Consider the following 24,299-nt stretch of genomic DNA (forward strand, 5'->3'; position numbering starts at 1 on the left):
AAAACCTCCGTTGGCCCGACAGGATAACCGTTGCGCCGGACTTTCGGAGGTCAGAACGGGATCAAAGATGAATGACGGCCAGATCGAGCCGACCGTAATCCCCCTCGCCGTGTTCGCTGCGGGGCGGTACGTGGTGGGTTTTCATGATCTGGTCGCCCTGAAGGGTTTCCAGATGAATGTCGAAACCCCATAACCGGTGCAGGTGCTTGAGTACCTCTTCGGTGGAGTCGCCCAACGGTTTGCGGTCGTGCTGTTGGTGACGCAGGGTCAGTGAGCGGTCGCCACGCCGGTCGATGCTGTAGATCTGCACGTTCGGTTCACGGTTGCCGAGGTTGTACTGCGCAGCCAGGGTCTCGCGGATGATCCGATAGCCGCCCTCGTCATGAATGGCAGGCACCAACAGATCGTCCTTCTGGTCGTCATCGAGGATGCTGAACAGTTTCAGGTCGCGGATCACCTTGGGTGACAGGTACTGCAGGATGAAACTCTCATCCTTGAAGCTGCTCATGGCGAACTTGATGGTCGACAGCCAGTCGGTGCCGGCAATTTCCGGGAACCAGCGACGGTCTTCTTCCGTTGGTTCTTCGCACATGCGCCGGATGTCGCGGTACATGGCAAAACCCAGTGCGTAAGGGTTGATGCCGTTGTAGTAGGGGCTGTCGAAACCTGGCTGGAACACCACGCTGGTATGAGACGTCAGGAACTCCATCATGAAACCGTCGGTGACCAGACCCTCGTCGTACAGGTCGTTCATCAACGTGTAGTGCCAGAAGGTTGCCCAGCCCTCGTTCATCACCTGGGTCTGGCGTTGTGGATAGAAATACTGGGCGATCTTGCGCACGATCCGCACGATTTCCCGCTGCCAGGGCTCCAGCAATGGCGCGTGTTTCTCGATGAAGTACAGGATGTTTTCCTGTGGCTCAGCCGGGAAGCGCGCGTTGTCCTTGTCGCTGTATTTGTCCGCGCCTTTGGGGATGGTTCGCCACAGGTCGTTGATCTGCTTCTGCAGATGCTCTTCGCGATCCTTCTGCCGGCGCCGTTCTTCCTCGGCGGAAATCGGGTACGGACGTTTGTAGCGGTCGACGCCGTAGTTCATCAAGGCATGGCAGGAGTCGAGCAGGTCCTCTACCGCGTCGATACCATGGCGCTCCTCGCATTGCATGATGTACTGCTTGGCGAACACCAGGTAGTCGATGATCGAGCTGGCATCGGTCCAGGTGCGGAACAGGTAGTTGCCCTTGAAGAAGCTGTTGTGGCCATAGCAGGCATGGGCCACCACCAGTGCCTGCATGCAGATGGTGTTCTCTTCCATCAGATACGCGATGCACGGGTCGGAGTTGATCACGATCTCGTAGGCCAGCCCCATCTGCCCGCGACTGTAGGATTTCTCGGTGCTGAGGAAGTGTTTGCCGTAGGACCAGTGGTGATAGCCCAGCGGCATGCCGACCGAGGCGTAGGCGTCCATCATCTGTTCGGCCGTGATCACTTCAATCTGGTTGGGATAAGTGTCCAGGGCGTACCGGGCCGCAATACGGGCAATTTCGCGGTCGTAGGTCTGGATCAGCTCGAATGTCCATTCGGAGCCGGTGGAAATGGGTTGGCGCTTCTGCTCTTTGGCGGTCATGTCACTAACCTGCGCTGGAAGAGTTCACGGAAGACCGGATAGATATCTCCGGCCGAGACCAGCTGCTGCTGGGCAAAAGTGTCGGAAAAGGCTTCGGCGATGCGTTCGTACTCGTACCACAGGGCCTGATGTTCGCGCGGGGTGATCTCAACGTAAGTGTAGTACTGCACGAACGGCATGATCTGGTTGATCAGGATGTCGCGGCAGATCGGCGAGTCATCGTTCCAGTTGTCCCCGTCGGAGGCCTGGGCGGCGTAGATGTTCCATTCGTTGCTCGGGTAGCGCTCGGCCATGATCTCCTGCATCAGTTTCAGGGCGCTGGAGACAATGGTGCCGCCGGTCTCGCGGGAATAGAAAAACTCTTCCTCGTCCACTTCCCGGGCGCTGGTGTGGTGACGGATGAACACGACGTCGATCTTGTCGTAGTTCCGCTTCAGGAACAGGTACAACAGGATGAAAAAGCGCTTGGCGATGTCCTTGGTCGCCTGGGTCATGGAGCCGGAAACGTCCATCAGGCAGAACATCACGGCTTTGGAGCTGGGGTTGGGTTGCTTGATCAGCAGGTTGTACTTGAGGTCGAATGTGTCGAGGAAGGGCACGCGATGAATGCGCGCGCTGAGCTTCTCGATTTCCGCTTCCAGGTTCTGAATATCGCCGAAATTATCCGGTTCTTCGCGTTTCAGGCGTGCCAGCTCTTCCTTGGCCTCGCGCAGCTTGGCGCGGCTGCTGCCGGACAGCGCGATCCGCCGGGCATGGGCCGAGCGCAGGGTGCGGATGATATTGATCCGGGACGGGTTGCCCTCGTTGCTGATCCCGGCGCGAACAGTCTTGAAGGTATCGGTACCGGTCAGGTTGCGTTTGACCAGATTGGGCAGTTCGAGGTCCTCGAACATGAATTCGAGGAATTCTTCCTGGGTGATCTGGAAGACGAATTCGTCCATGCCTTCGCCGGAATTACCGGCCTTGCCTGGACCGCGGCCTCCACCGCCTCCCGGTGGACGGGCGATGTGTTCGCCTGCGGTGAATTCCTTGTTGCCGGGGTGCACCACGGTCTGCTTGCCGCCGCGGCCGTGGTGAAGCACCGGTTCGTCGATGTCGCGACCGGGGATACTGATTTGCTCGCCGTGCTCCATGTCGGTGATGGAGCGCCGGCTGACCGCCTCTTCGACAGCCTTCTTGATGTGGTCACGGTAACGCCGCAGGAAGCGCTGACGGTTCACCGTGCTCTTGTTCTTGCCATTGAGACGTCGGTCGATCACATAGCTCATGACTGCTCCTTAGAAGCTGTCCTGCAAAGGGGCGAGCGGTCATACAGCGTTGAACCGAATGCCAAGGGACGCACACGCTCCCCCAAGCGCTTTGGGTGCTGCCTGAACCTCGCTACCGCCTTTCGAACACCTTCCAGAGGCCTGTGTAGCAGAAAATGTGCACACAAGCCTCGGGCTGACGACAACCGGTCTGACCGGCCGCGGTTTACTGTGATTTTCTGACCCGCAGATACCACTCGGAGAGCAGTCGTACCTGTTTGTCGGTGTAGCCGCGTTCGACCATTCGTGTAACGAAGTCGTTGTGTTTCTGCTGATCCTCTTTGCTGGCCTTGGCATTGAAGCTGATGACTGGCAGCAGATCCTCGGTGTTCGAGAACATTTTCTTCTCGATGACCACCCGCAGTTTTTCGTAGCTGAGCCAGGTCGGGTTCTTGCCGTTGTTGTTGGCCCGGGCGCGCAGTACGAAGTTGACGATTTCGTTGCGGAAATCCTTCGGATTGCTGATGCCGGCCGGTTTCTCGATTTTTTCCAGTTCCTCGTTGAGGGCGACGCGGTTGAGGATTTCGCCGGTTTCCGGATCGCGGTATTCCTGATCCTGAATCCAGAAGTCTGCATACAGCACATAGCGGTCGAAGATGTTCTGGCCGTACTCGCTGTAAGACTCGAGGTAGGCGGTCTGGATCTCCTTGCCGATGAATTCGATATAACGTGGCGCCAGGTATTCCTTCAGGTAGCGTAGATAGCGCTCGCGGGTTTCGGCCTGGAACTGTTCCTGTTCGATCTGCTGTTCCAGCACATAGAGCAGGTGCACCGGGTTGGCAGCGATTTCATGCGGATCGAAGTTGAAGACCTTCGACAGGATCTTGAACGCAAACCGGGTCGACAGACCGTTCATGCCCTCATCGACGCCCGCTGCATCGCGGTATTCCTGGATCGACTTGGCCTTCGGATCGGTGTCCTTGAGGTTTTCGCCGTCATACACGCGCATCTTGGAGTAGATATTGGAGTTTTCCGGCTCTTTCAGGCGCGACAGTACGGTGAACTGCGCCAGCATCTTCAGGGTATCCGGCGCGCAATGCGCCTTGGACAGGGAGCTGTTGAACAGCAGCTTGTCGTAGATCTTCACCTCGTCACTGACCCGCAGGCAGTAGGGCACCTTGACGATGTAGATCCGGTCGATGAAGGCTTCGTTGTTCTTGTTGTTGCGGAAGGTGTGCCACTCCGATTCGTTGGAGTGGGCCAGCAGGATCCCGGTGAACGGAATCGCGCCGAGGCCTTCGGTACTGTTGTAGTTGCCTTCCTGAGTGGCGGTCAGCAAAGGGTGCAGCACCTTGATCGGTGCCTTGAACATCTCGACGAACTCCATCAGGCCCTGGTTGGCCCGGCACAGCGCACCGGAATAGCTGTAGGCATCGGCGTCGTTCTGTGGGAATTCCTCCAGCTTGCGGATATCGACCTTGCCCACCAGCGCGGAGATGTCCTGGTTGTTCTCGTCCCCCGGTTCGGTCTTGGCCACGGCGATCTGATTGAGGATCGACGGGTACAGCTTGACCACGCGGAACTGGCTGATGTCGCCGCCGAATTCGGCCAGACGCTTGGTGGCCCATGGCGACATGATGGTGTTCAGGTAGCGGCGGGGAATTCCGAAGTCCTCTTCGAGGATCGCGCCATCTTCGGTGGCGTTGAACAGACCCAGAGGGGATTCGAATACCGGTGAGCCCTTGATGGCATAGAAGGGCACTTTTTCCATGAGCTGTTTCAGCTTCTCGGCCAGGGACGATTTACCGCCACCGACGGGACCGAGCAGGTAGAGGATCTGTTTCTTCTCCTCGAGGCCCTGAGCGGCATGGCGGAAATACGACACGATCTGGTCGATGCATTCTTCCATCCCGTGGAAGTCTTCAAAGGCCGGATAGCGGCGGATCACCTTGTTGGAAAAAATTCGCGACAGCCTCGAATTGGTCGAAGTGTCGAGCAGCTCCGGTTCGCCGATAGCCATCAACAGACGCTCGGCGGCGGAAACGTAGGCGCTGCGATCCTTTTTGCACAGTTCCAGGTATTCCTGCAGCGAGAATTCTTCCTGGCGTGTGGACTCGAAGCGTTGTTGGAAGTGGCTAAAGATACTCATGACGTCACCTCGCTCGATACGTGGAGCCGACGCCGGATCACTCAGTCGATGCTGGCAAGCAGCCGCGGTGGCAGCTGTTGTTTACCCCCCAGAACCCTTCCGCGATCGACAACCGCGAAAGTCACTCCCGATGACCCGTGCGCCGGTGTACCGGCTCTCCCCTGTTTTGGATGGCCTGGGCTTAAGGATAGTTGGGAATTCGGGAGGTAAAGGCGAGATACGTAATTAGTTGTGGCAGACCGTTCGTCTGCCACCGCGCGAGCCCACGGGAGCCGGGGCTTGCACGTTACAAAAAAATTATTCGGAGGTGCCTTGCGCGGTTTCCGAAGGAAAAGTCGTACGCCACAGCTCGAAGCCCCCGTCCATGCTGTAGACGTCGGAAAAGCCCTGGCTGACGAGATACGCCGCGGCACCCTGGCTCGAATTGCCGTGGTAGCAGACCACAACGGTCGGAGCGTCGAGGTCGGCGCCCTGGATGAAGGCGTGCAGGGAATGATTGTCCAGATGCTTCGAGCCGCTGATGTGCAGCGCCGCGAATGTGGCTGGGTCACGGACGTCGACGACCACGGCACCTTGCTCGCGCAGGGCCTGGGCCTGTTCCGGGGGGATTCGTTTGAATTCGCTCATGGCGGGTTCCTGTGGCTCGGCTGAAAACGCAGTCTAACGCGGGGCGCTGACTGGCGAGGATTCGGTGATCGGTGGTGCGACGGGAGGCAGGACGCCGCCGTGTTCGTCGCATTTGCACGACAGTCGTTCAAAGCTGTCGACGTTCATCAGGGTCAGGCTGCCACCCCACACGCATCCGGTGTCGAGGGCCGAAATGCCGGGCTCGTGGACATCGCCTTCAAGTGCCGCCCAGTGGCCGAAAATGATCCGTAGGCCGCGGGTCTTGCGTTCCTTGTGCTGGAACCACGGCTTGTAGCCCGGTGGTGCCGTGTTCAGACCTTCCTTGCTCTTGAGGTCGAGCTTGCCTTCGGCGGTGCAGAAGCGCATGCGCGTGAAGTAGTTGGTGATGACCCGAAGACGAGTCACGCCCGTCAAATCGCTATCCCATTTTGTCGGCTCATTGCCATACATGCCGTCAAGATAAGGCCGCAACAGGTTGTCGTCGCGCAGCGCTGCCTCGACTTCCGCTGCATATTTCAATGCCTTGCGCAGTGACCATTGCGGCGGAATACCAGCGTGGACCATGGCCACGTCGCGGTGCTCGTCGTAGTGCATCAGCTTCTGCTGGCGCAGCCATTCAAGCAGGTCGGCGGCATCCGGGGCCTCAAGGATCTCGCGCAGGGTGTCAGACTTTTTCAAGCGTTCGATGTTGTTTGCCGCTGCCAGCAAATGCAGATCGTGATTGCCCAATACACACACCAGCGAATCACGCATGCCGTACAGAAAGCGCAGGGTTTCCAGCGATTGCGGACCACGGTTGACCAGATCGCCCACCAGCCACAACCGATCCACGGCCGGATCGAACGCCACTTGCCTGAGCAGGCACTTGAGCGGTTCGAGGCAGCCCTGAAGGTCGCCGACGGCATACGTCGCCATCAGTGCAGGGCTCCGGGAACGGCGAGGCGGAAGGGTTTGATGATCGCATCGAAATGCTTGCCGTCACTGGCGACCATTTCATAGCTGCCCTGCATGGTGCCGACCTTGGTGGTCATGACCGTGCCGCTGCTGTAGGTGTGGCTTCGCCCCGCGTCGATCAAGGGCTGCTGGCCGACCACGCCGGCGCCGCGCACTTCTTCGACATGTCCGTCGCCATCAGTGATCACCCAATGCCGGGACATCAGTCGGGCCGGTTGCTCGCCATTGTTCTGCACAGTGATGGTGTAGGCGAAGGCGAAGCGGTCGTGCTCGGGTTGCGATTGGTCTGCCAGATAGTGAGTAACGACACTGACATCGACCTGATAACGAGGATCGGACATGCAAAAGGCCTTAAGAACTAAGCGGAACGCGGGGGGAGCCGATGAGTTGAGTCTAGGCAAGTATCGGGCAGGAGACCAGAGGGGCGTCCTGCCCGAACGCGATGATTGCCTGTCAGTCGGCCGCAGGTGTTTTCGCGGGCTGTTCGGCGAGCTTGTCGGCCAGACGCACGAATGCCGCCAGATCGAGTTGCTCGGGACGCAGACTGCCATCGACGCCGGCGGCTTCGATTTCAGCGTTGCTCAGCAATTGCTTTAGGGTGTTGCGCAGGGTCTTGCGGCGTTGGTTGAACGCTTCGCGTACCACGCGCTCCAGCAGGCGATGATCCTTGGCCGGGTGCGGCAGTACCGCGTGCGGCACAAGACGCACGATGGCCGAGTCGACTTTCGGCGGTGGATTGAAGGCACCCGGGCCGACGTTGAACAGATGTTCGACCCGGCAATGGTACTGAACCATGATCGACAGACGGCCCCAGTCACCGCCGCCCGGGCCGGCGGCCAGACGCTCCACGACTTCCTTCTGCAGCATGAAGTGCATGTCGCGAATGATGCCGGCGTTGTTCAGCAGGTGGAAAATCAGCGGCGTGGAGATGTTGTACGGCAGGTTGCCGACCACCCGCAGGCTGTTCGGCGCAGCATTCAGTGTGTTGAAGTCGAACTTCAGCGCATCGCCCTGATGCAGGTTGAAGTTGCTCTTGCCCGCGAACTGCTGGTTGAGGATCGGGATCAGGTCCTTGTCCAGTTCCACCACGTCCAGCTGTGCGCCGGAATTGAGGATGCCGGCGGTCAGTGCGCCCTGACCCGGGCCGATTTCCAGCATCCGGTCGTCAGGTTTGGCGCTGATGGAGCGCAGGATGCGGTCGATGACGCCGGCATCGTGCAGGAAGTTCTGGCCAAAGCGTTTGCGCGCCTTGTGTTGGTATTGCTCGGTCATAAACGGGTCTCGGCCATCTGGTAGGCTGTTTCCAGGGCGACCTGCAGGCTGCCGGTGTCGATCTTGCCGCTGCCGGCCAGATCCAGGGCGGTGCCATGGTCGACGGAGGTGCGGATGATCGGCAGGCCCAGGGTCACGTTGACCGCTGCGCCGAAGCCTTTGTACTTGAGCACGGGCAGGCCCTGGTCGTGGTACATCGCCAGCACCGCGTCGCAGTGCTCCAGATATTTTGGGGTAAACAGAGTGTCGGCAGGCAGCGGGCCACGAAGGTCCATGCCCTCGCCGCGCAGGCGCTCCAGGGTAGGTTCGATAATGTCGATTTCTTCATGGCCCAAGTGTCCGCCTTCGCCGGCGTGCGGGTTGAGCCCGCAAACCAGGATGCGTGGTTGGGCGATGCCGAATTTGTCTTGCAGGTCGGTGTGCAGAATCCGCGTGACCCGTTCCAGCCGATCCGGCGTGATCGCATCGGCGATGTCGCGCAGGGGCAGGTGAGTGGTGACCAGCGCCACGCGCAAACCGCGGGTAGCGAGCATCATCACCACTTGGGCGGTGTGGGTCAGGTCGGCGAGGAATTCGGTGTGGCCGGAAAAGGCGATGCCGGATTCGTTGATCACGCCCTTGTGCACCGGGGCGGTGATCATCCCGGCGAAGTCGTCGTTCAGGCAGCCATTGCCGGCGCGGGTCAGGGTTTCAAGGACGAAGGCAGCGTTGGCCTTGTCCAGCTGCCCGGCGACCACGGGGGCGCTGAGCGGGGTGTCCCAGACATAAAGGCTGTTGGCCGGCGCTGGAGCGTCCGGCCAGTGACCGGGCGAAACGGGCAGCAGACTAACGGCCAGCCCCAGCTGCGCGGCCCGCTCTTGGAGCAGGTCGCGGCTGGTGATGGCAATCAGGGGATGTGGCTGGGCTTGCGAGGCGAGCAGCAGGCACAGGTCGGGACCGATGCCGGCTGGTTCGCCGGGTGTCAGCGCGAAACGCTTGGGTTTCACTGCGCTGCCTGGTCTGCACCAGGGAGTTTGATCTCAACGTACGCTTCGTCGCGGATCTGACGCAGCCAGGTTTGCAGCTCTTCGTCGTATTTGCGGTTACGCAGTACGGTCATGGCTTGCTGCTCGCGGGCCTGTTCGGTGCTGTCGGTGGCGCGACGGCCAAGGACTTCCAGAACGTGCCAGCCGTACTGGGTCTGGAACGGCTTGGACAGCTGACCCTGTGGGGACTTGGCCATCACGGCGCGGAATTCCGGTACCAGTGCGTTCGGGTCGATCCAGTTCAGGTCGCCGCCGTTGAGGGCGGAACCCGGGTCTTCCGAATATTTCTTCGCCAGTTCGGCGAAATCTTCGCCAGCTTCGATGCGGTTATACAGCGACTGGGCAAGCTCTTTGGTCTTGGCTTCGTCGCGGACCGGACTTGGCTTGACCAGGATGTGGCGCACATGCACTTCGTCACGCATCTGGCTTTCGCCGCCGCGTTTTTCCAGCAGCTTCAGGATGATGAAACCACCTGGAGTGCGTGCCGGTTGAGTGATGTCGCCTGGCGACATGGCGCTCAGTTCACGATCGAACGGCGGTGGCAGTTGAGCAGCTTTACGCCAGCCCATGTCGCCGCCTTCCAGAGCGTTGTCGCTGCCGGATTTGGCAACGGCCAGTTGACCGAAGTCAGCGCCTTGCTTGAGTTGCTGGTAAACCTCCATCGCCTGGCGTGCGGCGCTCTGAATCGCTTCAGAGTTGGCGCTTTCCGGGGTCGGAATCAGGATGTTGGCCAGGTGCAGTTCTTCCGACAATTGCATCTTGCCCAGGTCGGAGGCGAGGAAGTTCTTCACTTCCTGCTCCGATACCTGAATGCGTTCTGCAACACGGCGCTGACGTACACGGCTGATGATCATTTCCTTGCGGATCTGCTCACGGGCGCCTTCGTAGCTCAGGCCGTCGCGGGCCAGGGCCGCGCGGAACTGGTCGACAGTCATATTGTTGCGCTGGGCAATGGTGCCGACAGCCTGGTTCAGTTCTTCATCGGTGATGCGGATGCCGGAGCGTTCGCCGATCTGCAGTTGCAGGTTTTCGACGATCAGGCGCTCAAGCACCTGTTGATCCAGCACGCCCGGAGGCGGCAAGCCACCACCACGTTTGGCGATGGTTTGCTGAACTTCGTGGACGCGCTGATCCAGCTGGCTCTGCATGACCACGTCGTTGTCGACGATGGCCACTACTTTGTCGATGGACTGTACTGCGGCGTTGGCCGCAGTACCCAGGAACAGCGCGCCCAGCATCAGCGGGCGCAGACAATCAGAAAGCTTGGTCTTCACGTTGACGATAACCTTGGATGCCTTTGTCGAGGAAGCTCTCAGTCTTGGCGCCGGTGAGGCCGCCGAGTCCCTTCAGAACAATTTGGAGGAAGACGCCGTGGTCGCCTTTTTCGTTTTGCGGAGCTTCCTGACTGAACTCGTCATAAGAAACCCAGTAACGGTTGATCAGGCGAAGTTTCCAGCAGCAGTTGTCGTATTCGAAACCACCGAAGGCTTCCAGAGTACGGTTGCGGTTGTAGTCATACTGCCAGCGGCTGATGGCGCTCCACTGCGGAACGATCGGCCAGATGACCGAGAAGTCATGCTGCTGGATCTTGTAGTAGTCCTTCACGTAGCCAGGCTGGCCTGGGGTGCCATAGTCACCACCGCCCACCGACCATTTGCCGGTGTTCTGGTCGTAGCGAACCTGGTCGTTGCGATAGCGATAACCGACGTTGACCACCTTGTTCGGGTTGTCTTCAGGCTGGTAGTGGAACATCGCGCTGCCGGAGCGTGGGCTGTGACTGTCCGGGTCCCAGTTGTAATCGGCAGTGGTACGCCAGTCGCGGTTCCAGCGGTATTCGTATTCCAGCGCATAGGGCGATACGTCGGACTGGGCGTCTTTGCGATCCTTGAACGCGATGCCCGGCAGTTGTACTTCACGATCCTTGAAGTAGTAAGCCTGACCGATGCTGATGCGTTGACGCTCGAAACCGTCGTCTTCGATCCAGCGGCTGGTCACACCCAGCGACAGCTTGTTCTCGTCGCCGACGCGGTCGGAGCCGGAGAAGCGGTTGTCGCGGAACAGCGAGGCGTAGTTGAAAGTGTATTCACTGGTATCGAATACCGGAATGTCCTCCTGGTCCACCTTCGGCACATAGAGGTAGAACAGGCGTGGTTCCAGGGTCTGGCGGTAGTTCTTGCCAAAGTAGGAAGTGTTGCGGTCGAAGTACAGGCCGCTGTCGACGCTGGCGATCGGTACGCCGCGACTCTGATTGCTGTCGAAGGTGCCGTTGAGCTTGTTCTGCTCGGCAGTCTGCGCGGCGATCTGCGATTTGCCGGTGCCGTCCAAGTCCAGCTGGTACTGGGTGTACTGGTACTTGAGCGATGGCTTGAGGAAACCATAAGTCCAGTTCATTGGCAGGCTGACGCCAGGCTTCAGGTTTAGACGGTCGCCGTTGGCACGGGCCAGGCCCTGAATGTTGTTGTCCAGGCGAGGTTCGGTAGTGATCCCGTCTTCCTGAACAAATGTGCCGCTTTTCAGATCACGATCAAACCGCACGATCTCGGTTTCGTAATCGAAGTTCAGACCTTCCGGGTGATACGGCAGCTGACCATTGAAGGTGATCTGCGGCAGACGGTCGTACGGCGTGATGTTCGAAACGGTCGCCAGTTGATAAGCCTGGGCGTTCAAGCGTGCCGTGTAGCTGTCGCCACGGTAGGTCACCGAACCCTGCTGGTTGACATAGTCGGCGCTCTTCACGCCGATCTGATCGGTAGTCAGATCCTGGAAGTAGTACGGATCGCTGATCTTGGTGTAGTCAACCTGGGTGAACACGCGGGAGTCGAGACCACCCTTGTGCTGCCAGTTGTACATGTAGCGATTTTTTTCGTAATCGCTCTGCTTGCTGCGATCGGTGTCTTCGTCGTTGAGGTACGCGGCGCCGAACTGACCTTCGCTGGACTTGGTCAGGTAGCGGAATTCGCCTTCCATCAACAGGCCGCGCTTGCTCATGTAGCGCGGATACAACGTGGCATCGTAGTTCGGTGCCAGGTTGAAGTAGTACGGGGTGACCAGCATGAAGCCGGTGTCGCTGCCGGTACCGATGGTCGGCGGCAGGAAACCCGACTGGCGACGATCGTCGATCGGGAAGTAGATGTACGGGGTGTACAGGATCGGAATGTCCTTGACCCGCAGTGTCACGTTGGTCGCGGTACCGAAGCCGGTGGCAGGGTTCAGGGTGATGTTGTTGCCCTTGAGCTGCCAGGCGTTGCTGTTCGGTTCGCACGTGGTGTACGTGCCGTCCTTCAAGCGGATGATCGCGTTTTCGGCGCGCTTGGCGTACAGCGCATTACCGCGGATGCGCGACTTGTGCATCACGTATTCGGCGTTGTCGACTTTCGCTTCACCGGTGTCGAGCTGCACATCAGCGTGGTCGCCGACGATCAGCGCGCCATTGTCGCGGATGCGCACGTCACCCTTGAGTTCGGCACGGCTCTCGGCCTGATAGAGGCTCGCTTCCTGGGACTCGACCTGCATGCTGCCCTGACGCAGAACCACGTCACCGGCCAGCGTGCCGACCTGATCTTCGGTGTTATAGCGCGAGGCTTTCGCGCCGATGAAGGTCGGGGCGTCACTTTTATTCGTCTTGTCATTCATGCCAGGACGAATTGGTTCGATATAGGAACCAGAACAGTAAGGACCTGTCTCGGCCAGTTGGGCGGCGGTGAGCTTCTCGCGCGGAACCCAGTCGAGGTGACTGTAGTCTTCGCTACGGGATTTCAGGCCGCGGCCCTTGGACTCGGTGACCAGCACGGGTTTGGGACCGGAGTCCGAAACGCTGCCGTTCTCGGCCGGGGCTTCGCCGGTGGCGCTGACAGCGCTGCCGTCATGCACCGGACGCGGAGGCAATGCCGCCGCCGGCGTCTTCGGCGAACAGGCCCAGCCGCCCGTAGCCGAGACCGCGCAGTCATACTGCTCGGCGGCGACAACGAATGAACTGGCCAGAGGTTGCATAGCCAGCAGACTGCCGGTTACCAACAACGGAAATTTTTTACGAAACGCGGGGGATTTCAATGCCATCTTATTAGTCCGGGCTTCCTGCGTGCCATCTGCCCGCGGTGTGGGCCGCACGCCTCTCGATGGTCTGAAAAAGATGCTGGATAATAAAGCATGACCCGCTTGACGGCTAGCGCCGTCGGAGACCCTTGCAATGCCTGACCAAGATGTACGCTTGCAACACCTGAAAGTTTGGCTCGATGAACAGTTGGCGACCCTTTTTGCCGAGCAGGGCTGGGGTGCCGTACCCCCGGCCACGTTGACTGCGGCCAGCAGCGACGCGAGTTTCCGCCGTTATTTCCGTTGGGAAGGTGCCGGTCGCAGTTTCGTCGTGATGGACGCGCCGCCCCCCCAGGAAAACTGCAAACCGTTCGTGGATATCGCCTTTTTGCTGGCGAAATCCGGTATCAACGTGCCGAAAATTTATGCAGAAGACCTCGAACGCGGATTTCTTTTGCTCAATGACTTGGGCAACAAGACCTATCTCGACGTGATCAATGGCGAAAATGCCGACGCATTGTTCAGCGATGCCTTGCAGGCGCTGTTGGCTTTTCAGCAGTTGCCGATGGTGGCACCGCTGCCGAGCTATGACGTCGCGCTGTTGCGTCGCGAACTGGAACTGTTCCCAGAGTGGTACGTGAAGCGCGAACTGGGCGTGGAGTTCGACGCCACGCAACAGCAGCAATGGCAGCAGGTCAGCGAGTTGCTGATCGACAGCGCGCTGGCCCAGCCAAAAGTGCTGGTGCACCGCGACTACATGCCGCGCAACCTGATGCTCAGCGAACCGAACCCCGGCGTGCTGGATTTCCAGGACGCGGTGTACGGGCCGGTGACTTACGACGTGACATGCCTGTTCAAGGACGCCTTCCTCAGTTGGCCTGAAGAGCGTGTGCGCGGCTGGCTGGAAAGCTACTGGCAGCAGGCGACAGCGTTAAATATCCCCGTGCAGCCGGACTTCGAAGACTTTCTGCGCGCCAGCGACCTGATGGGCGTGCAGCGTCACCTGAAAGTTATCGGTATCTTCGCCCGCATCTGCCACCGCGATGGCAAACCTCGCTACCTCGCCGATGTGCCGCGCTTCTTCTCTTATATAGAAGCGGTGATCGCGCGCCGTCCCGAGTTGTCACAGCTGCAAGCGCTGCTGGCCAGCCTGCGTGGTGGAGCGACTGCATGAAGGCAATGATTCTGGCGGCCGGCAAAGGCGAGCGCATGCGTCCGCTGACCCTGACCACCCCGAAACCTTTAGTGCGCGCTGGCGGCGTACCGTTGATCGAGTATCACCTGCGTGCCCTGGCTGCGGCGGGTTTCAGCGAAATCGTGATCAACCATGCCTGGCTCGGTCAGCAGATCGAAGATTACCTGGGCGACGGTTCGCAATTCGGCCTGAGCATCCGTTACTCGCCCGAAGGCGAGCCGCTTGAAACCGGTGGCGGTATCTTCCGCGCCTTGCCTTTGCTCGGCGACGAAGCGTTTCTGGTGGTCAACGGTGACATCTGGACCGATTACGACTTCAGCGTGCTGCACCAGCCGATCACCGGACTGGCGCATCTGGTGCTGGCTGATAACCCCGCCCATCACCCGACCGGCGACTTCAGCCTGATCGGTGATCAGGTACAGGACGGCCAACCGGACTCGCCGACCCTGACCTACAGCGGCATCGCCGTGCTGCATCCGCAACTGTTCGACGGCTGCACGGACGGCGCCTTCAAACTGGCACCGTTGCTGCGCAAAGCCATGGCGAACGGGCAGGTGAGCGGTGAGCGACTGAAAGGCCACTGGGTCGATGTCGGGACGCACGAGCGTCTGGCTGAAGCCGAAACCTTGATAGAAGCGAGTCGCTGATATGTTGTGGCCAGGGACTCTGATTGGAGCCGGAGCGGGTTTTGCTATCGCCAGCATTCCGGGGGCCATGCTTGGGGCTTTGTTGGGGCAGGCGCTGGATCGGCGTCTGCATTTGCAGAGCTGGGGGCATTTGCGGGAAAAACTCGGCGGCCAGCCGATGCTGCGCAACGACGAGTTGTTGTTCGTCTTGCTCGGGCGTCTGGCCAAGAGTGACGGACGGGTTACCGACGGCCATATCCAGCAGGCGCGTCAGGAGATGCGCGCGCTGGACATGAGTGAGTCGGCGCAGCGCCGGGCCATTGCCGCGTTCAATCGCGGCAAGTCCGGCGGGGATCGCCTGCGCGGTTATCTGCGGCGTCTCAGTGCTCAGCCCCATGCGGCCGAGGGCGTGTTGCGTGCCTGCTGGCGGATGGTCTGGGCGGATGGTCGGGCTGGCAGCAGCGAACGCGAATTGTTGGCGCAATGGGGCAAGTGGCTGGGCTGGACGACGCACCAGCTTCAGGCGCTGGCGGCGGATTACGAGCCGAACAAGCGCCCGATCGTCAGCGCCGCGGTGAGTTATCAGGATGCGATGCGCCTGCTCGGGGTGTCGGCAACCAGCGAACCGGCCCAGATCAAACGCGCTTATCGTCGCCTGCTCAGTCGCCATCATCCGGACAAGGTGGCCGGTAGTGGAGCGACGGCGGCCCAGGTGCTCGAAGCGACTGAAAAGACCCGCGAATTGCACAATGCCTACACATTGATTCGCGAGCGGCGGGATTTCCGCTAGACAAAAAAAGATCGCAGCCCAGGCTGCGATCTTTTTTTGTGTGGTCGCTCAGTCCGGGTTTTGCGGATTCAACCAGCCGCGCACCCGGCGGAACAATTGCTCCTGCTCGGCCTTGTTGTCGGGCAACGCCTTGAGCGCTACCTGGCTGAACGACGACGTCTTCAAGCGTTTGCTGGCCTGTAAACGCTCCAGTGCGGCGTTGCGATCCAGCGGCTTGTCCATGTAGAAGATATCGGCCGTCGGCAGCTTCAGCAGTGGCGTCAGTTCTGCCAGTTCAGGCTTGGCTTTGGGCGGTACTTGCGCGGCGACCATCACCAGCTTTTCCACTTGTGCCGTCTGCTTTTCGTTGAGGAAACGCGCGGCCCAATAGGCGCCTGTACCGTGACCGAGGACCACGATGCTGTGTGCGCCTTGCTGTTCGGCGTAGGCGATCGCCGCGTCGATGCGGGCGAAGATTCGTTCGGCGTCGGCCTTGGCCTGTTCTTCGGTGGTTTCGGCAACGACCTTGTCAGCCACGTCCGCTTCACCACCAGCGGCTTGCTCGATCGGTTGGGCGGTGGTCGAATCCTTGCTGCCTGCATCGGTGGTTTTCGGCGCTGCGGGCGCTTCGATCACACGCGGTGCGATGGCATCGCTTTGCAGGTCAGGTAGGGTGATACTCAGGCTGTTCCACTCGACGTCCGGCAATTTACGCCGCAGCGGGCCGATCGCCTGGGGCCAGTCAGCGGTTTCGCCGGTACCGGGGATCAGGATCACCACGCCTTTGGGGTCGGCCGTGTTGGCCGGTTTCCACAGCGCGAGGAACGTGTCGCTGCCGGCCTGCAACTGTTGTTGTTCCTGGGCCGGGATTTTGCGTTCGAGTGCCGAGGCTTCTTCCTGACTACGCTCAAGCAATGGCTGGCGTTCGACCGGTTTTTCTTCGGCGGGCTTTTCCGCGGTAGCGGCGGGAGCCGGATCGGCGGCTTCGACGGAAAACGCACAAGGCAGGATCAGCGACAGGCACAATGCTGGCATTGCCAGGCGAGAGACAGGGGGCATCGGTTATTCCAGGCCAGAAATTATCCCGGCAGCCTAAAGGGTTGGTCAGAATTTGTCAGGTCATGAGATTTCAATGATGCGTTTTTGCTGCCTGTGGGTTATCGGCTGTCTGGCGTTTCCCTTGATGGGGTGGGCCGCGCCTGCGCCGTCGAGCCATGTTGCGCAGTTGTCGATGAGCCAGCAGCAGTGGCTCGCCCAGCACAATGAATTACGCGTCGGCCTGATTCTGCAGGCGCCGTACGCGCAATACGACCGGCGTCTGCAGCGGCTGTCCGGGGCCAATGTCGAGTTGATGAAGTGGATGGCCAAGGCCCTCGACATCGAACTCAGATGGCGCAACTTCCCCGATATCGAACAACTTGAAGCCGCCGCGCGGGACGGCGAGATCGATATCGCCCCGGGCCTGACCCAGACGCCTGGCTCGCTACGTCTCTGGCAGTTTTCCGATCCTTACATGCGCGTGCCGCAACTGGTGGTCAGCGATCAGAAAGTCAGCAGTTCGGTCGAGCTGGAAAAGCTCGACAGCCAGGCCCGGGTGGCCGTGCGCATGCCCAGCGTCACCGCTGATTATCTGCGCGGCAACTATCCCCATCTGAATCTGCAAGGCGTGCCGCTGGAGCGTCAGGCCTTGCAGTTGCTGTTGAGTCAGCAGGCGTCTTACGCGGTGGTGGATGAAGCGCAACTGGGGCGTCTGTCGACAGAGCCGGAGTTTTCCGGGCTGGTGGTGGTCGGTGACATCGGTCTGCCGCAACTGTTGCGAGTTGCCACCCGTCGCGACTGGCCGGAGCTGGCCGGGATCGTCGAAAGTGCCTTGCGGGCAATTCCGGCGAAAGATCTGGAGCGCCTGCACACGCAATGGCTGCAACCCAAATACCCGCGGCTCTCGGAATCGCCGGGGTTCTGGCAGAACCTGAGTCTGCTGTTCGCCGTGTTGTTGCTCAGTTGTGCGGCAATCGTCTTGTGGCAACGGCGCCAGCAACACAGCCTTGAACAACGCCTGCTCGCTGCCCGGGAAGACATTGCCCTGCGCGCGGCCAGCGAAGAAGCTCTGCGCCTGACTCAGTTTTCCATCGACCAGAGCACCGTCGGCATTCTCTGGGTCAACTGGGACAGTCACGTGCGCTACGCCAACCGCGCGGCGGAGCACATGCTGGGTTATCCACAGGGCGCGCTGATCGAGCGACCGCTGATCGACTTCGAACCCGGCCTGCACATGGATCGCTGGCTCAATCTGTGGAAGCGCGCCCGGGCCAGTGAGGAAGGGCCGCTCAGCTTTGAAACGAGTTGTGTGCGGGCGGATGGCAGCATCCTGCCGGCGGATGTGTCGTTGAGTTTTCTGCGGTTTCGCGACAGCGAATATCTGGTGGTTTATCTCACTGACGTGACCGAGCGTCGGCGGGCCCTGGCCGCGTTGCAGGAAAGCGAGGCGCGCTTGCAGGGCATCGCCGCCAACGTGCCGGGGCTGGTGTTCCGTCTGGAACGGGCGCCGGTGACCGGGCAGATCGACTTTGCCTACATCAGTGAGGGCAGCGAAAATCTGGTGGGCTACGCACCGGCCGCCATCGCCCATCGCGACATGGGTCTGCGCAGCCTGGTGCATCCGGACGACAAGGCCGGTTATCACCAGACTCAGGACCGGGCACTGGACACCGACAGCGACTGGTCGTGGCAGGGGCGGATCCTGACGCGCCAGGGCGAGCAGCGCTGGGCCGAGATCAAGGCCATTACCCGGCAACTGGAGGACGGCGCCTACGTCTGGGACGGCATCGTCTGGGACATCACCGAAAGCAAACGCATCGAACTGGAACTGGCGGCATCGCGCGAACAACTGCGCGAACTGTCGGCGCACCTCGAAAGCGTGCGGGAAGAGGAGAAGGCGCGCATTGCCCGCGAAGTTCACGATGAACTGGGGCAAATGTTGACGGTGCTGAAACTGGAGACGTCGATGTGCGAACTGGCCTACGCGCAACTCGATCCTGGTCTGAACGAGCGCCTGAACAGCATGAAACGCCTGATCGCCCAACTGTTCCAGTTGGTGCGCGATGTGGCGACGGCATTGCGCCCGCCGATTCTCGATGCGGGGATCGCTTCGGCGATCGAATGGCAGGCTCGGCGATTCGAGGCGCGCACGCAGATTCCGTGTCTGGTGCAGGTGCCGGACAATCTGCCGCCGCTCAGCGACGCCAAGGCCATCGGCCTGTTCCGTATTCTTCAAGAGGCGCTGACCAACGTCATGCGCCATGCCCAGGCGCATACTGTGGAGCTGACGCTGACGCAGGAAGGCGACGAATTGTGTCTGACGGTCAGCGATGATGGCGTAGGATTTGTCGCCGCTGCGGGTAGGCCGACGTCCTTTGGATTGGTGGGCATGCGTGAGCGGGTGTTGATCATGGGCGGTCAGTTGTCACTCGACAGCGAACCGGGCGAGGGCACCACACTGAGCGTGCGGGTGCCACTTGATGAGGAGAAGTAAGTGATCCGTGTACTGGTAGCTGAAGACCACACCATCGTTCGCGAAGGCATCAAGCAATTGATCGGCCTGGCCAAGGATCTGCAAGTCGTGGGGGAGGCGAGCAATGGCGAGCAGTTGCTCGAAACCCTGCGCAGCGTGCCCTGCGAGGTGGTGCTGCTGGATATTTCCATGCCCGGGGTCAACGGGCTGGAGGCGATTCCGCGTATTCGCGCACTGAACAATCCGCCGGCGATTCTGGTGCTGTCGATGCACGACGAGGCGCAGATGGCCGCCCGGGCGCTGAAGGTTGGCGCTGCCGGGTATGCGACCAAGGACAGCGATCCGGCATTGCTGCTTACAGCGATCCGCAAGGTCGCGGCAGGCGGGCGCTACATCGATCCGGAACTGGCCGACCGCATGGTCTTCGAAGTCGGCCTGACCGATACGCGGCCGCTGCATTCGTTGTTGTCCGAACGCGAGTTCTCGGTGTTCGAACGCCTGGCTCAGGGCGCCAACGTCAACGACATCGCCCAGCAATTGGCCCTGAGCAGCAAGACCATCAGCACCCACAAGGCGCGGCTGATGCAGAAACTCAACATCACCTCACTTGCCGAGCTGGTGAAGTATGCGATGGAACACAAACTCCTCTAACTCCCATATCCAATAACGACAGGCGCTTTTGCCGGTTCCTGCGGCTGGAACTTCAGGGCTCGCACCTGACGTGTCCAAACGCGCCATCCTTGTAGGGCAATCCCTACCCCCGGCCTTCCATCCGGCTGAGGCGATTCTCTCCTGCGCCCCGATTTGCGTGACTGCAGGCAGCCACTAGGCTTAATCCCACAGCAGTCATCAATAACAAAGGTGTGGGTATGAGCCAGGTCGAATCAAACGCAGGGGCCAGCGATGTGCTGGTCAGCTTTCGTGGAGTGCAGAAGAGCTACGACGGCGAGAACCTGATCGTCAAAGACCTCAACCTGGACATCCGCAAGGGCGAATTCCTGACCCTGCTCGGGCCGTCCGGATCCGGCAAGACCACCAGCCTGATGATGCTCGCCGGTTTCGAAACACCAACCGCCGGGGAAATCCTCCTGGCCGGACGCGCGATCAACAACGTGCCGCCGCACAAGCGCGACATCGGCATGGTGTTCCAGAACTACGCGCTGTTCCCGCACATGACCGTCGCCGAGAACCTGGCGTTCCCGCTGACCGTGCGCGGTCTGAACAAGAGCGACGTCAGCGACAAGGTCAAGAAAGTCCTGAGCATGGTCCAGCTCGATGCCTTCGCTTCGCGCTATCCGGCGCAGTTGTCCGGCGGTCAGCAACAACGTGTGGCGCTGGCCCGTGCGCTGGTCTTCGAGCCGCAACTGGTGCTGATGGACGAACCGCTCGGCGCTCTCGACAAGCAGCTGCGCGAACACATGCAGATGGAAATCAAACACCTGCACCAGCGCCTCGGCGTGACCGTGGTCTACGTGACCCACGACCAGGGCGAAGCCCTGACCATGTCCGATCGCGTTGCCGTGTTTCATCAGGGTGAGATCCAGCAGATCGCCCCGCCGCGCACCCTCTACGAAGAACCGAAAAACACCTTCGTCGCCAACTTCATCGGCGAGAACAACCGCCTCAACGGTCGCCTGCTCAGCCAGAGCGGCGAGCGCTGTGTGGTCGAGCTGGGTCGTGGGGAAAAGGTCGAGGCGCTGGCGGTCAACATCGGCCAGACCGGCGAACCCGTCACCCTGTCGATCCGGCCGGAGCGCGTCAGCCTCAACGGTTCGAGCGACCAATGCGTCAACCGCTTCTCCGGGCGGGTGGCCGAATTCATCTATCTGGGCGACCACGTCCGGGTGCGCCTGGAAGTCTGCGGCAAGACCGACTTCTTCGTGAAACAACCGATTGCCGAGCTCGATCCTGCGCTCGCGGTCGGCGACGTGGTTCCGCTTGGCTGGCAGGTCGAGCACGTTCGCGCGCTTGATCCTCTTCTAGAGGCGCATTAAGCGCCCCGGCATTACCAACACCAACCCTGCACGTGGAGAGAACAATAAATGTTGAGATCCCTGAAGTTCACAGCCCTGACCCTGGGCCTGATGGGTGCGGCAAGCGCAATGGCCGCCGGCCCGGATCTGACCGTGGTGTCGTTTGGCGGGGCGAACAAGGCGGCGCAAGTCAAAGCCTTCTACGCACCGTGGGAAGCGGCGGGCAACGGCAAGATCGTCGCCGGCGAGTACAACGGTGAGATGGCCAAGGTCAAAGCCATGGTCGATACCAAGAGCGTGTCCTGGGATCTGGTGGAGGTTGAATCGCCGGAACTGTCCCGTGGCTGCGACGAAGACATGTTCGAGCAGCTCGATCCTGCGCTGTTCGGCAAGACCGAAGACTACGTCAAAGGCGCGATCCAGCCGTGCGGCGTGGGCTTCTTCGTATGGTCCACCGTACTGGCCTACAACGCCGACAAACTGAAAACCGCACCGACCAGTTGGGCGGATTTCTGGGACACCAAGAAATTCCCGGGCAAGCGCGGCCTGCGCAAAGGCGCCAAGTACACCCTCGAATTCGCACTGATGGCCGACGGCGTTGCGCCGAAAGACGTCTACAAAGTGTTGGCCAGCAAAGATGGTCAGGATCGCGCATTCAAGAAGCTGGACGAACTCAAGCCAAGCATCCAGTGGTGGGAAGCCGGCGCACAGCCACCGCAGTATCTCGCCTCCGGTGACGTGGTCATGAGCTCCGCCTACAACGGTCGTATCGCTGCCGTGCAGAAAGAGTCCAACCTGAAAGTGGTGTGGAACGGCGGCATCTACGACTTCGACGCATGGGCCATCCCGAAAGGCCTGGACGCCAAACGTGCGGAAGCGGCGAAGAAATTCATCGCCTATTCGGTGCAGCCGCAACAGCAGAAGACCTATTCGGAAAACATCGCCTACGGCCCGGCCAACACCCAGGCTGTGCCGCTGCTGGCCAAGGATGTCCTGAAAGACATGCCGACCACCCCGGAAAACATCGCCAACCAGGTGCAGATCGACGTCAGCTTCTGGGCTGACAACGGTGAGCAACTGGAGCAGCGCTTCAATTCCTGGGCTGCGAAGTAAGGCTGATGCATACGCGGCGTCACCCTCGGGGTGACGCCGTCATTCAAAAGATTTGCGGAGTACGTCATGGCCATCGCCGTTCCCCTGAACGAGGGCAGCAGCCCCACCTTGAAGCAGCGGCTCAAGCACGCCGAGCGGGTCAACCGCTGGAAGGCCCAGGCGCTGATCGCGCCACTGGTGCTGTTTCTGTTGCTGGTGTTCCTGGTGCCGATCGTGGCGCTGCTCTACAAAAGCGTCGGCAACCCGGAAGTCGTAGGCGGCATGCCACGCACCGTGGCTGCCATCGCCAGTTGGGACGGTCGCGGACTGCCCGCTGAACCGGTCTACAAGGCCGCCGGCGAAGACCTCGCCGAGGCCCGCAAAAACCAGACCCTGGGCGATCTGTCCAAGCGCCTGAACATGGAGTTGGCCGGCTATCGCAGCCTGCTGACCAAAACCGCCCGCTCGCTGCCATTCGCCAGCGAACCGGCCTCCTATAAAGAAGCGCTGGAAGGCCTCGACGAACGCTGGGGCGATCCGGCCTATTGGCAGGCTGTGAAGCGCAACACCAGCAGCATCACCCCGTTCTATCTGCTGGCGGCGGTGGACCATCGCATCGATGACCTCGGCGAACTGGCCCCGGCCACCCCGGATCAGGCGATCTACCTCGACATCTTCGCCCGGACCTTCTGGATGGGCCTGATCATCACCGTGATCTGCCTGGTGCTGGCCTATCCGCTGGCGTACCTGCTGGCCAACCTGCCGTCGCGTCAAAGCAACCTGCTGATGATTCTGGTGCTGTTGCCGTTCTGGACCTCAATCCTGGTACGAGTCGCGGCGTGGATCGTGTTGCTGCAATCCGGCGGATTGATCAACAGCGCGCTGATGGCGATGGGCGTGATCGATAAGCCGCTGGAGCTGGTGTTCAACCGCACCGGGGTCTACATCTCGATGGTGCACATCCTGCTGCCGTTCATGATCCTGCCGATCTACAGCGTGATGAAAGGCATCTCGCCGACCTACATGCGCGCCGCGATTTCCCTCGGCTGTCATCCGTTCGCCAGCTTCTGGCGGGTCTACTTCCCGCAGACCTACGCCGGTGTCGGCGCCGGTTGCCTGCTGGTGTTCATCCTCGCTATCGGCTACTACATCACCCCGGCGCTGCTGGGCAGTCCGAACGATCAGATGGTCAGCTACTTCGTCGCGTTCTACACCAACACCAGCATCAACTGGGGCATGGCCACTGCGCTGGGCGGGCTGTTGCTGCTGGCGACCGTGGTGCTTTATCTGATCTACAGCTGGCTGGTAGGCGCCAGTCGCCTGCGCCTGAGTTAAGGGGAATTTGAAATGCTGAGTCCTTATATGTCGCCCGTCGAGCGGGTGTGGTTCTACAGCTTGCGGATTCTCTGCGGCTTGATCCTGTTGTTCCTGATCCTGCCGGTGCTGGTGATCGTGCCGCTGTCGTTCAACTCGGGCAGCTTCCTGGTGTACCCGCTGCAAGGTTTCTCGCTGCACTGGTATCAGGACTTCTTCGCCTCGGCGGAATGGATGCGCTCGCTGAAGAACAGCATCATCGTCGCCCCGGCGGCGACGGTGCTGGCGATGGTGTTCGGCACGCTGGCGGCCATCGGCCTGACCCGTGGCGATTTTCCCGGCAAGGCTTTGGTGATGGCGCTGGTAATTTCGCCGATGGTGGTGCCGGTGGTGATCATCGGTGTGGCCAGTTATCTGTTCTTTGCACCGCTGGGCCTGGGCAACAGTTTCTTCTCGCTGATCGTGGTGCACGCGGTGCTGGGTGTGCCGTTCGTGATCATCACCGTGTCAGCGACGTTGCAGGGGTTCAACCATAACCTGGTGCGGGCGGCGGCCAGTCTTGGCGCTTCGCCGTTGGTGACATTCCGTCGGGTGACCTTGCCGCTGATTGCGCCGGGTGTGATTTCCGGGGCGTTGTTTGCCTTTGCGACATCGTTCGATGAAGTGGTGGTGACGTTGTTCCTCGCAGGTCCCGAGCAAGCGACGTTGCCACGGCAGATGTTCAGCGGGATTCGCGAGAACCTGAGCCCGACGATTGCGGCGGCTGCAACTCTGCTGATTGCCTTCTCGGTGATTCTGCTGCTGACGCTGGAGTGGTTGCGTGGGCGGAGTGAGAAGCTGCGTACTGCTCAGGTCTGACGTCGACAAATGCGGTTGTCTGTCATTCATG

At 60.5% G+C, this 24,299-nt stretch carries 20 protein-coding genes; 9 read left to right on the top strand and 11 right to left on the bottom strand.

Annotated elements, in window-relative coordinates; all coding sequences use genetic code 11:
* Window positions 1-61 precede the first annotated feature (61 nt).
* The 10 genes from CAF87_RS12720 to CAF87_RS12765 all read right to left on the bottom strand — a co-directional run bounded on the left by CAF87_RS12720 (window position 62) and on the right by CAF87_RS12765 (window position 12,954).
* Window positions 62-1,624 (bottom strand): SpoVR family protein, encoded by a 1,563-nt coding sequence (locus CAF87_RS12720; protein ID WP_085731704.1) that lies wholly within the window; start codon window positions 1,622-1,624, stop codon window positions 62-64.
* Window positions 1,621-2,892 (bottom strand): YeaH/YhbH family protein, encoded by a 1,272-nt coding sequence (locus CAF87_RS12725; protein ID WP_085709216.1) that lies wholly within the window; start codon window positions 2,890-2,892, stop codon window positions 1,621-1,623. The genes CAF87_RS12720 and CAF87_RS12725 overlap by 4 nt, the downstream gene beginning before the upstream one ends.
* Before the next feature lie 205 nt (window positions 2,893-3,097).
* Complete coding sequence (locus CAF87_RS12730; RefSeq protein ID WP_064599839.1) at window positions 3,098-5,020, bottom strand: PrkA family serine protein kinase; 1,923 nt, start codon at window positions 5,018-5,020, stop codon at window positions 3,098-3,100.
* A gap of 297 nt (window positions 5,021-5,317) precedes the next feature.
* Window positions 5,318-5,647, bottom strand: coding sequence for a thiosulfate sulfurtransferase GlpE (glpE, locus tag CAF87_RS12735; RefSeq protein WP_007959911.1), 330 nt, complete (start codon window positions 5,645-5,647; stop codon window positions 5,318-5,320).
* A 33-nt stretch (window positions 5,648-5,680) separates the two neighbouring features.
* Entirely contained in the window at window positions 5,681-6,562 is an 882-nt protein-coding gene (locus tag CAF87_RS12740) for a symmetrical bis(5'-nucleosyl)-tetraphosphatase (RefSeq protein ID WP_085731705.1), read from the bottom strand.
* Window positions 6,562-6,942, bottom strand: a complete 381-nt coding sequence (gene apaG, locus CAF87_RS12745; RefSeq protein ID WP_085731706.1) for a Co2+/Mg2+ efflux protein ApaG — start codon at window positions 6,940-6,942, stop codon at window positions 6,562-6,564. The genes CAF87_RS12740 and apaG overlap by 1 nt, the downstream gene beginning before the upstream one ends.
* Before the next feature lie 112 nt (window positions 6,943-7,054).
* Window positions 7,055-7,873 carry a 16S rRNA (adenine(1518)-N(6)/adenine(1519)-N(6))-dimethyltransferase RsmA gene (gene rsmA, locus CAF87_RS12750; RefSeq protein WP_085731707.1) on the bottom strand — a complete coding sequence of 273 codons (819 nt, stop codon included), beginning with the start codon at window positions 7,871-7,873 and terminating at the stop codon, window positions 7,055-7,057.
* Window positions 7,870-8,859, bottom strand: coding sequence for a 4-hydroxythreonine-4-phosphate dehydrogenase PdxA (gene pdxA / locus CAF87_RS12755; protein ID WP_085731708.1), 990 nt, complete (start codon window positions 8,857-8,859; stop codon window positions 7,870-7,872). Before pdxA ends, rsmA begins: the two co-directional genes overlap by 4 nt.
* Entirely contained in the window at window positions 8,856-10,172 is a 1,317-nt protein-coding gene (gene surA, locus CAF87_RS12760; RefSeq protein WP_139831717.1) for a peptidylprolyl isomerase SurA, read from the bottom strand. The genes pdxA and surA overlap by 4 nt, the downstream gene beginning before the upstream one ends.
* Window positions 10,153-12,954, bottom strand: coding sequence for an LPS-assembly protein LptD (locus CAF87_RS12765; protein WP_085731709.1), 2,802 nt, complete (start codon window positions 12,952-12,954; stop codon window positions 10,153-10,155). The genes surA and CAF87_RS12765 overlap by 20 nt, the downstream gene beginning before the upstream one ends.
* A gap of 130 nt (window positions 12,955-13,084) precedes the next feature.
* Here CAF87_RS12765 and CAF87_RS12770 point away from each other — a divergent pair, with 130 nt between their 5' ends.
* Genes CAF87_RS12770 through CAF87_RS12780 form a run of 3 tightly spaced genes read left to right on the top strand, consistent with a single transcriptional unit; the run spans window position 13,085 to window position 15,541 of the window.
* Window positions 13,085-14,104: an aminoglycoside phosphotransferase family protein gene (locus CAF87_RS12770; RefSeq protein WP_085731710.1), complete on the top strand. Its 1,020-nt coding sequence runs from the start codon at window positions 13,085-13,087 to the stop codon at window positions 14,102-14,104.
* Entirely contained in the window at window positions 14,101-14,772 is a 672-nt protein-coding gene (gene murU, locus CAF87_RS12775; protein ID WP_085731711.1) for an N-acetylmuramate alpha-1-phosphate uridylyltransferase MurU, read from the top strand. Before CAF87_RS12770 ends, murU begins: the two co-directional genes overlap by 4 nt.
* 1 nt (window position 14,773) lies before the next feature.
* On the top strand, window positions 14,774-15,541 hold the full coding sequence (locus CAF87_RS12780) for a TerB family tellurite resistance protein (protein ID WP_085731712.1): 768 nt from the start codon (window positions 14,774-14,776) through the stop codon (window positions 15,539-15,541).
* Between the two features lie 48 nt (window positions 15,542-15,589).
* Here the strand turns inward: CAF87_RS12780 and CAF87_RS12785 are convergent, their stop codons facing one another.
* On the bottom strand, window positions 15,590-16,579 hold the full coding sequence (locus CAF87_RS12785; RefSeq protein ID WP_085731713.1) for an alpha/beta hydrolase family protein: 990 nt from the start codon (window positions 16,577-16,579) through the stop codon (window positions 15,590-15,592).
* A 73-nt stretch (window positions 16,580-16,652) separates the two neighbouring features.
* Between CAF87_RS12785 and CAF87_RS12790 the strand changes: the two genes are divergently transcribed.
* The 6 genes from CAF87_RS12790 (at window position 16,653) to CAF87_RS12815 (ending at window position 24,268) form a co-directional block, all read left to right on the top strand.
* Window positions 16,653-19,052 carry a PAS domain S-box protein gene (locus CAF87_RS12790; RefSeq protein WP_085731714.1) on the top strand — a complete coding sequence of 800 codons (2,400 nt, stop codon included), beginning with the start codon at window positions 16,653-16,655 and terminating at the stop codon, window positions 19,050-19,052.
* The gene (locus tag CAF87_RS12795) at window positions 19,053-19,682 is read left to right on the top strand and encodes a response regulator transcription factor (protein ID WP_003228820.1); all 630 of its coding nucleotides are present in this window, start codon (window positions 19,053-19,055) and stop codon (window positions 19,680-19,682) included. It abuts the gene before it with no gap.
* Window positions 19,683-19,900: 218 nt separating this feature from the next.
* On the top strand, window positions 19,901-21,025 hold the full coding sequence (locus CAF87_RS12800; protein ID WP_085667439.1) for an ABC transporter ATP-binding protein: 1,125 nt from the start codon (window positions 19,901-19,903) through the stop codon (window positions 21,023-21,025).
* A 48-nt stretch (window positions 21,026-21,073) separates the two neighbouring features.
* Window positions 21,074-22,117: an ABC transporter substrate-binding protein gene (locus CAF87_RS12805; RefSeq protein ID WP_085731715.1), complete on the top strand. Its 1,044-nt coding sequence runs from the start codon at window positions 21,074-21,076 to the stop codon at window positions 22,115-22,117.
* 66 nt (window positions 22,118-22,183) lie between these two features.
* Window positions 22,184-23,431: an ABC transporter permease gene (locus CAF87_RS12810; RefSeq protein ID WP_085731716.1), complete on the top strand. Its 1,248-nt coding sequence runs from the start codon at window positions 22,184-22,186 to the stop codon at window positions 23,429-23,431.
* A 12-nt stretch (window positions 23,432-23,443) separates the two neighbouring features.
* Window positions 23,444-24,268: an ABC transporter permease gene (locus CAF87_RS12815; protein WP_085709230.1), complete on the top strand. Its 825-nt coding sequence runs from the start codon at window positions 23,444-23,446 to the stop codon at window positions 24,266-24,268.
* Window positions 24,269-24,299 lie beyond the last annotated feature (31 nt).

It is taken from the genome of Pseudomonas sp. R38(2017), assembly GCF_002112395.1.
In the GTDB taxonomy this organism is placed as follows: domain Bacteria; phylum Pseudomonadota; class Gammaproteobacteria; order Pseudomonadales; family Pseudomonadaceae; genus Aquipseudomonas.

Coding starts and splice junctions, on each gene's coding strand:
- murU (WP_085731711.1), top strand. CDS start 14,101: ATGAAGGCAATGATTCTGGCGGCCGGCAAAGGCGAGCGCATGCGTCCG.
- CAF87_RS12780 (WP_085731712.1), top strand. CDS start 14,774: ATGTTGTGGCCAGGGACTCTGATTGGAGCCGGAGCGGGTTTTGCTATC.
- apaG (WP_085731706.1), bottom strand. CDS start 6,942: ATGTCCGATCCTCGTTATCAGGTCGATGTCAGTGTCGTTACTCACTAT.
- CAF87_RS12815 (WP_085709230.1), top strand. CDS start 23,444: ATGCTGAGTCCTTATATGTCGCCCGTCGAGCGGGTGTGGTTCTACAGC.
- CAF87_RS12740 (WP_085731705.1), bottom strand. CDS start 6,562: ATGGCGACGTATGCCGTCGGCGACCTTCAGGGCTGCCTCGAACCGCTC.
- CAF87_RS12810 (WP_085731716.1), top strand. CDS start 22,184: ATGGCCATCGCCGTTCCCCTGAACGAGGGCAGCAGCCCCACCTTGAAG.
- CAF87_RS12785 (WP_085731713.1), bottom strand. CDS start 16,579: ATGCCCCCTGTCTCTCGCCTGGCAATGCCAGCATTGTGCCTGTCGCTG.
- CAF87_RS12800 (WP_085667439.1), top strand. CDS start 19,901: ATGAGCCAGGTCGAATCAAACGCAGGGGCCAGCGATGTGCTGGTCAGC.
- CAF87_RS12725 (WP_085709216.1), bottom strand. CDS start 2,892: ATGAGCTATGTGATCGACCGACGTCTCAATGGCAAGAACAAGAGCACG.
- glpE (WP_007959911.1), bottom strand. CDS start 5,647: ATGAGCGAATTCAAACGAATCCCCCCGGAACAGGCCCAGGCCCTGCGC.
- CAF87_RS12765 (WP_085731709.1), bottom strand. CDS start 12,954: ATGGCATTGAAATCCCCCGCGTTTCGTAAAAAATTTCCGTTGTTGGTA.
- CAF87_RS12805 (WP_085731715.1), top strand. CDS start 21,074: ATGTTGAGATCCCTGAAGTTCACAGCCCTGACCCTGGGCCTGATGGGT.
- CAF87_RS12790 (WP_085731714.1), top strand. CDS start 16,653: ATGATGCGTTTTTGCTGCCTGTGGGTTATCGGCTGTCTGGCGTTTCCC.
- CAF87_RS12770 (WP_085731710.1), top strand. CDS start 13,085: ATGCCTGACCAAGATGTACGCTTGCAACACCTGAAAGTTTGGCTCGAT.
- rsmA (WP_085731707.1), bottom strand. CDS start 7,873: ATGACCGAGCAATACCAACACAAGGCGCGCAAACGCTTTGGCCAGAAC.
- CAF87_RS12720 (WP_085731704.1), bottom strand. CDS start 1,624: ATGACCGCCAAAGAGCAGAAGCGCCAACCCATTTCCACCGGCTCCGAA.
- CAF87_RS12730 (WP_064599839.1), bottom strand. CDS start 5,020: ATGAGTATCTTTAGCCACTTCCAACAACGCTTCGAGTCCACACGCCAG.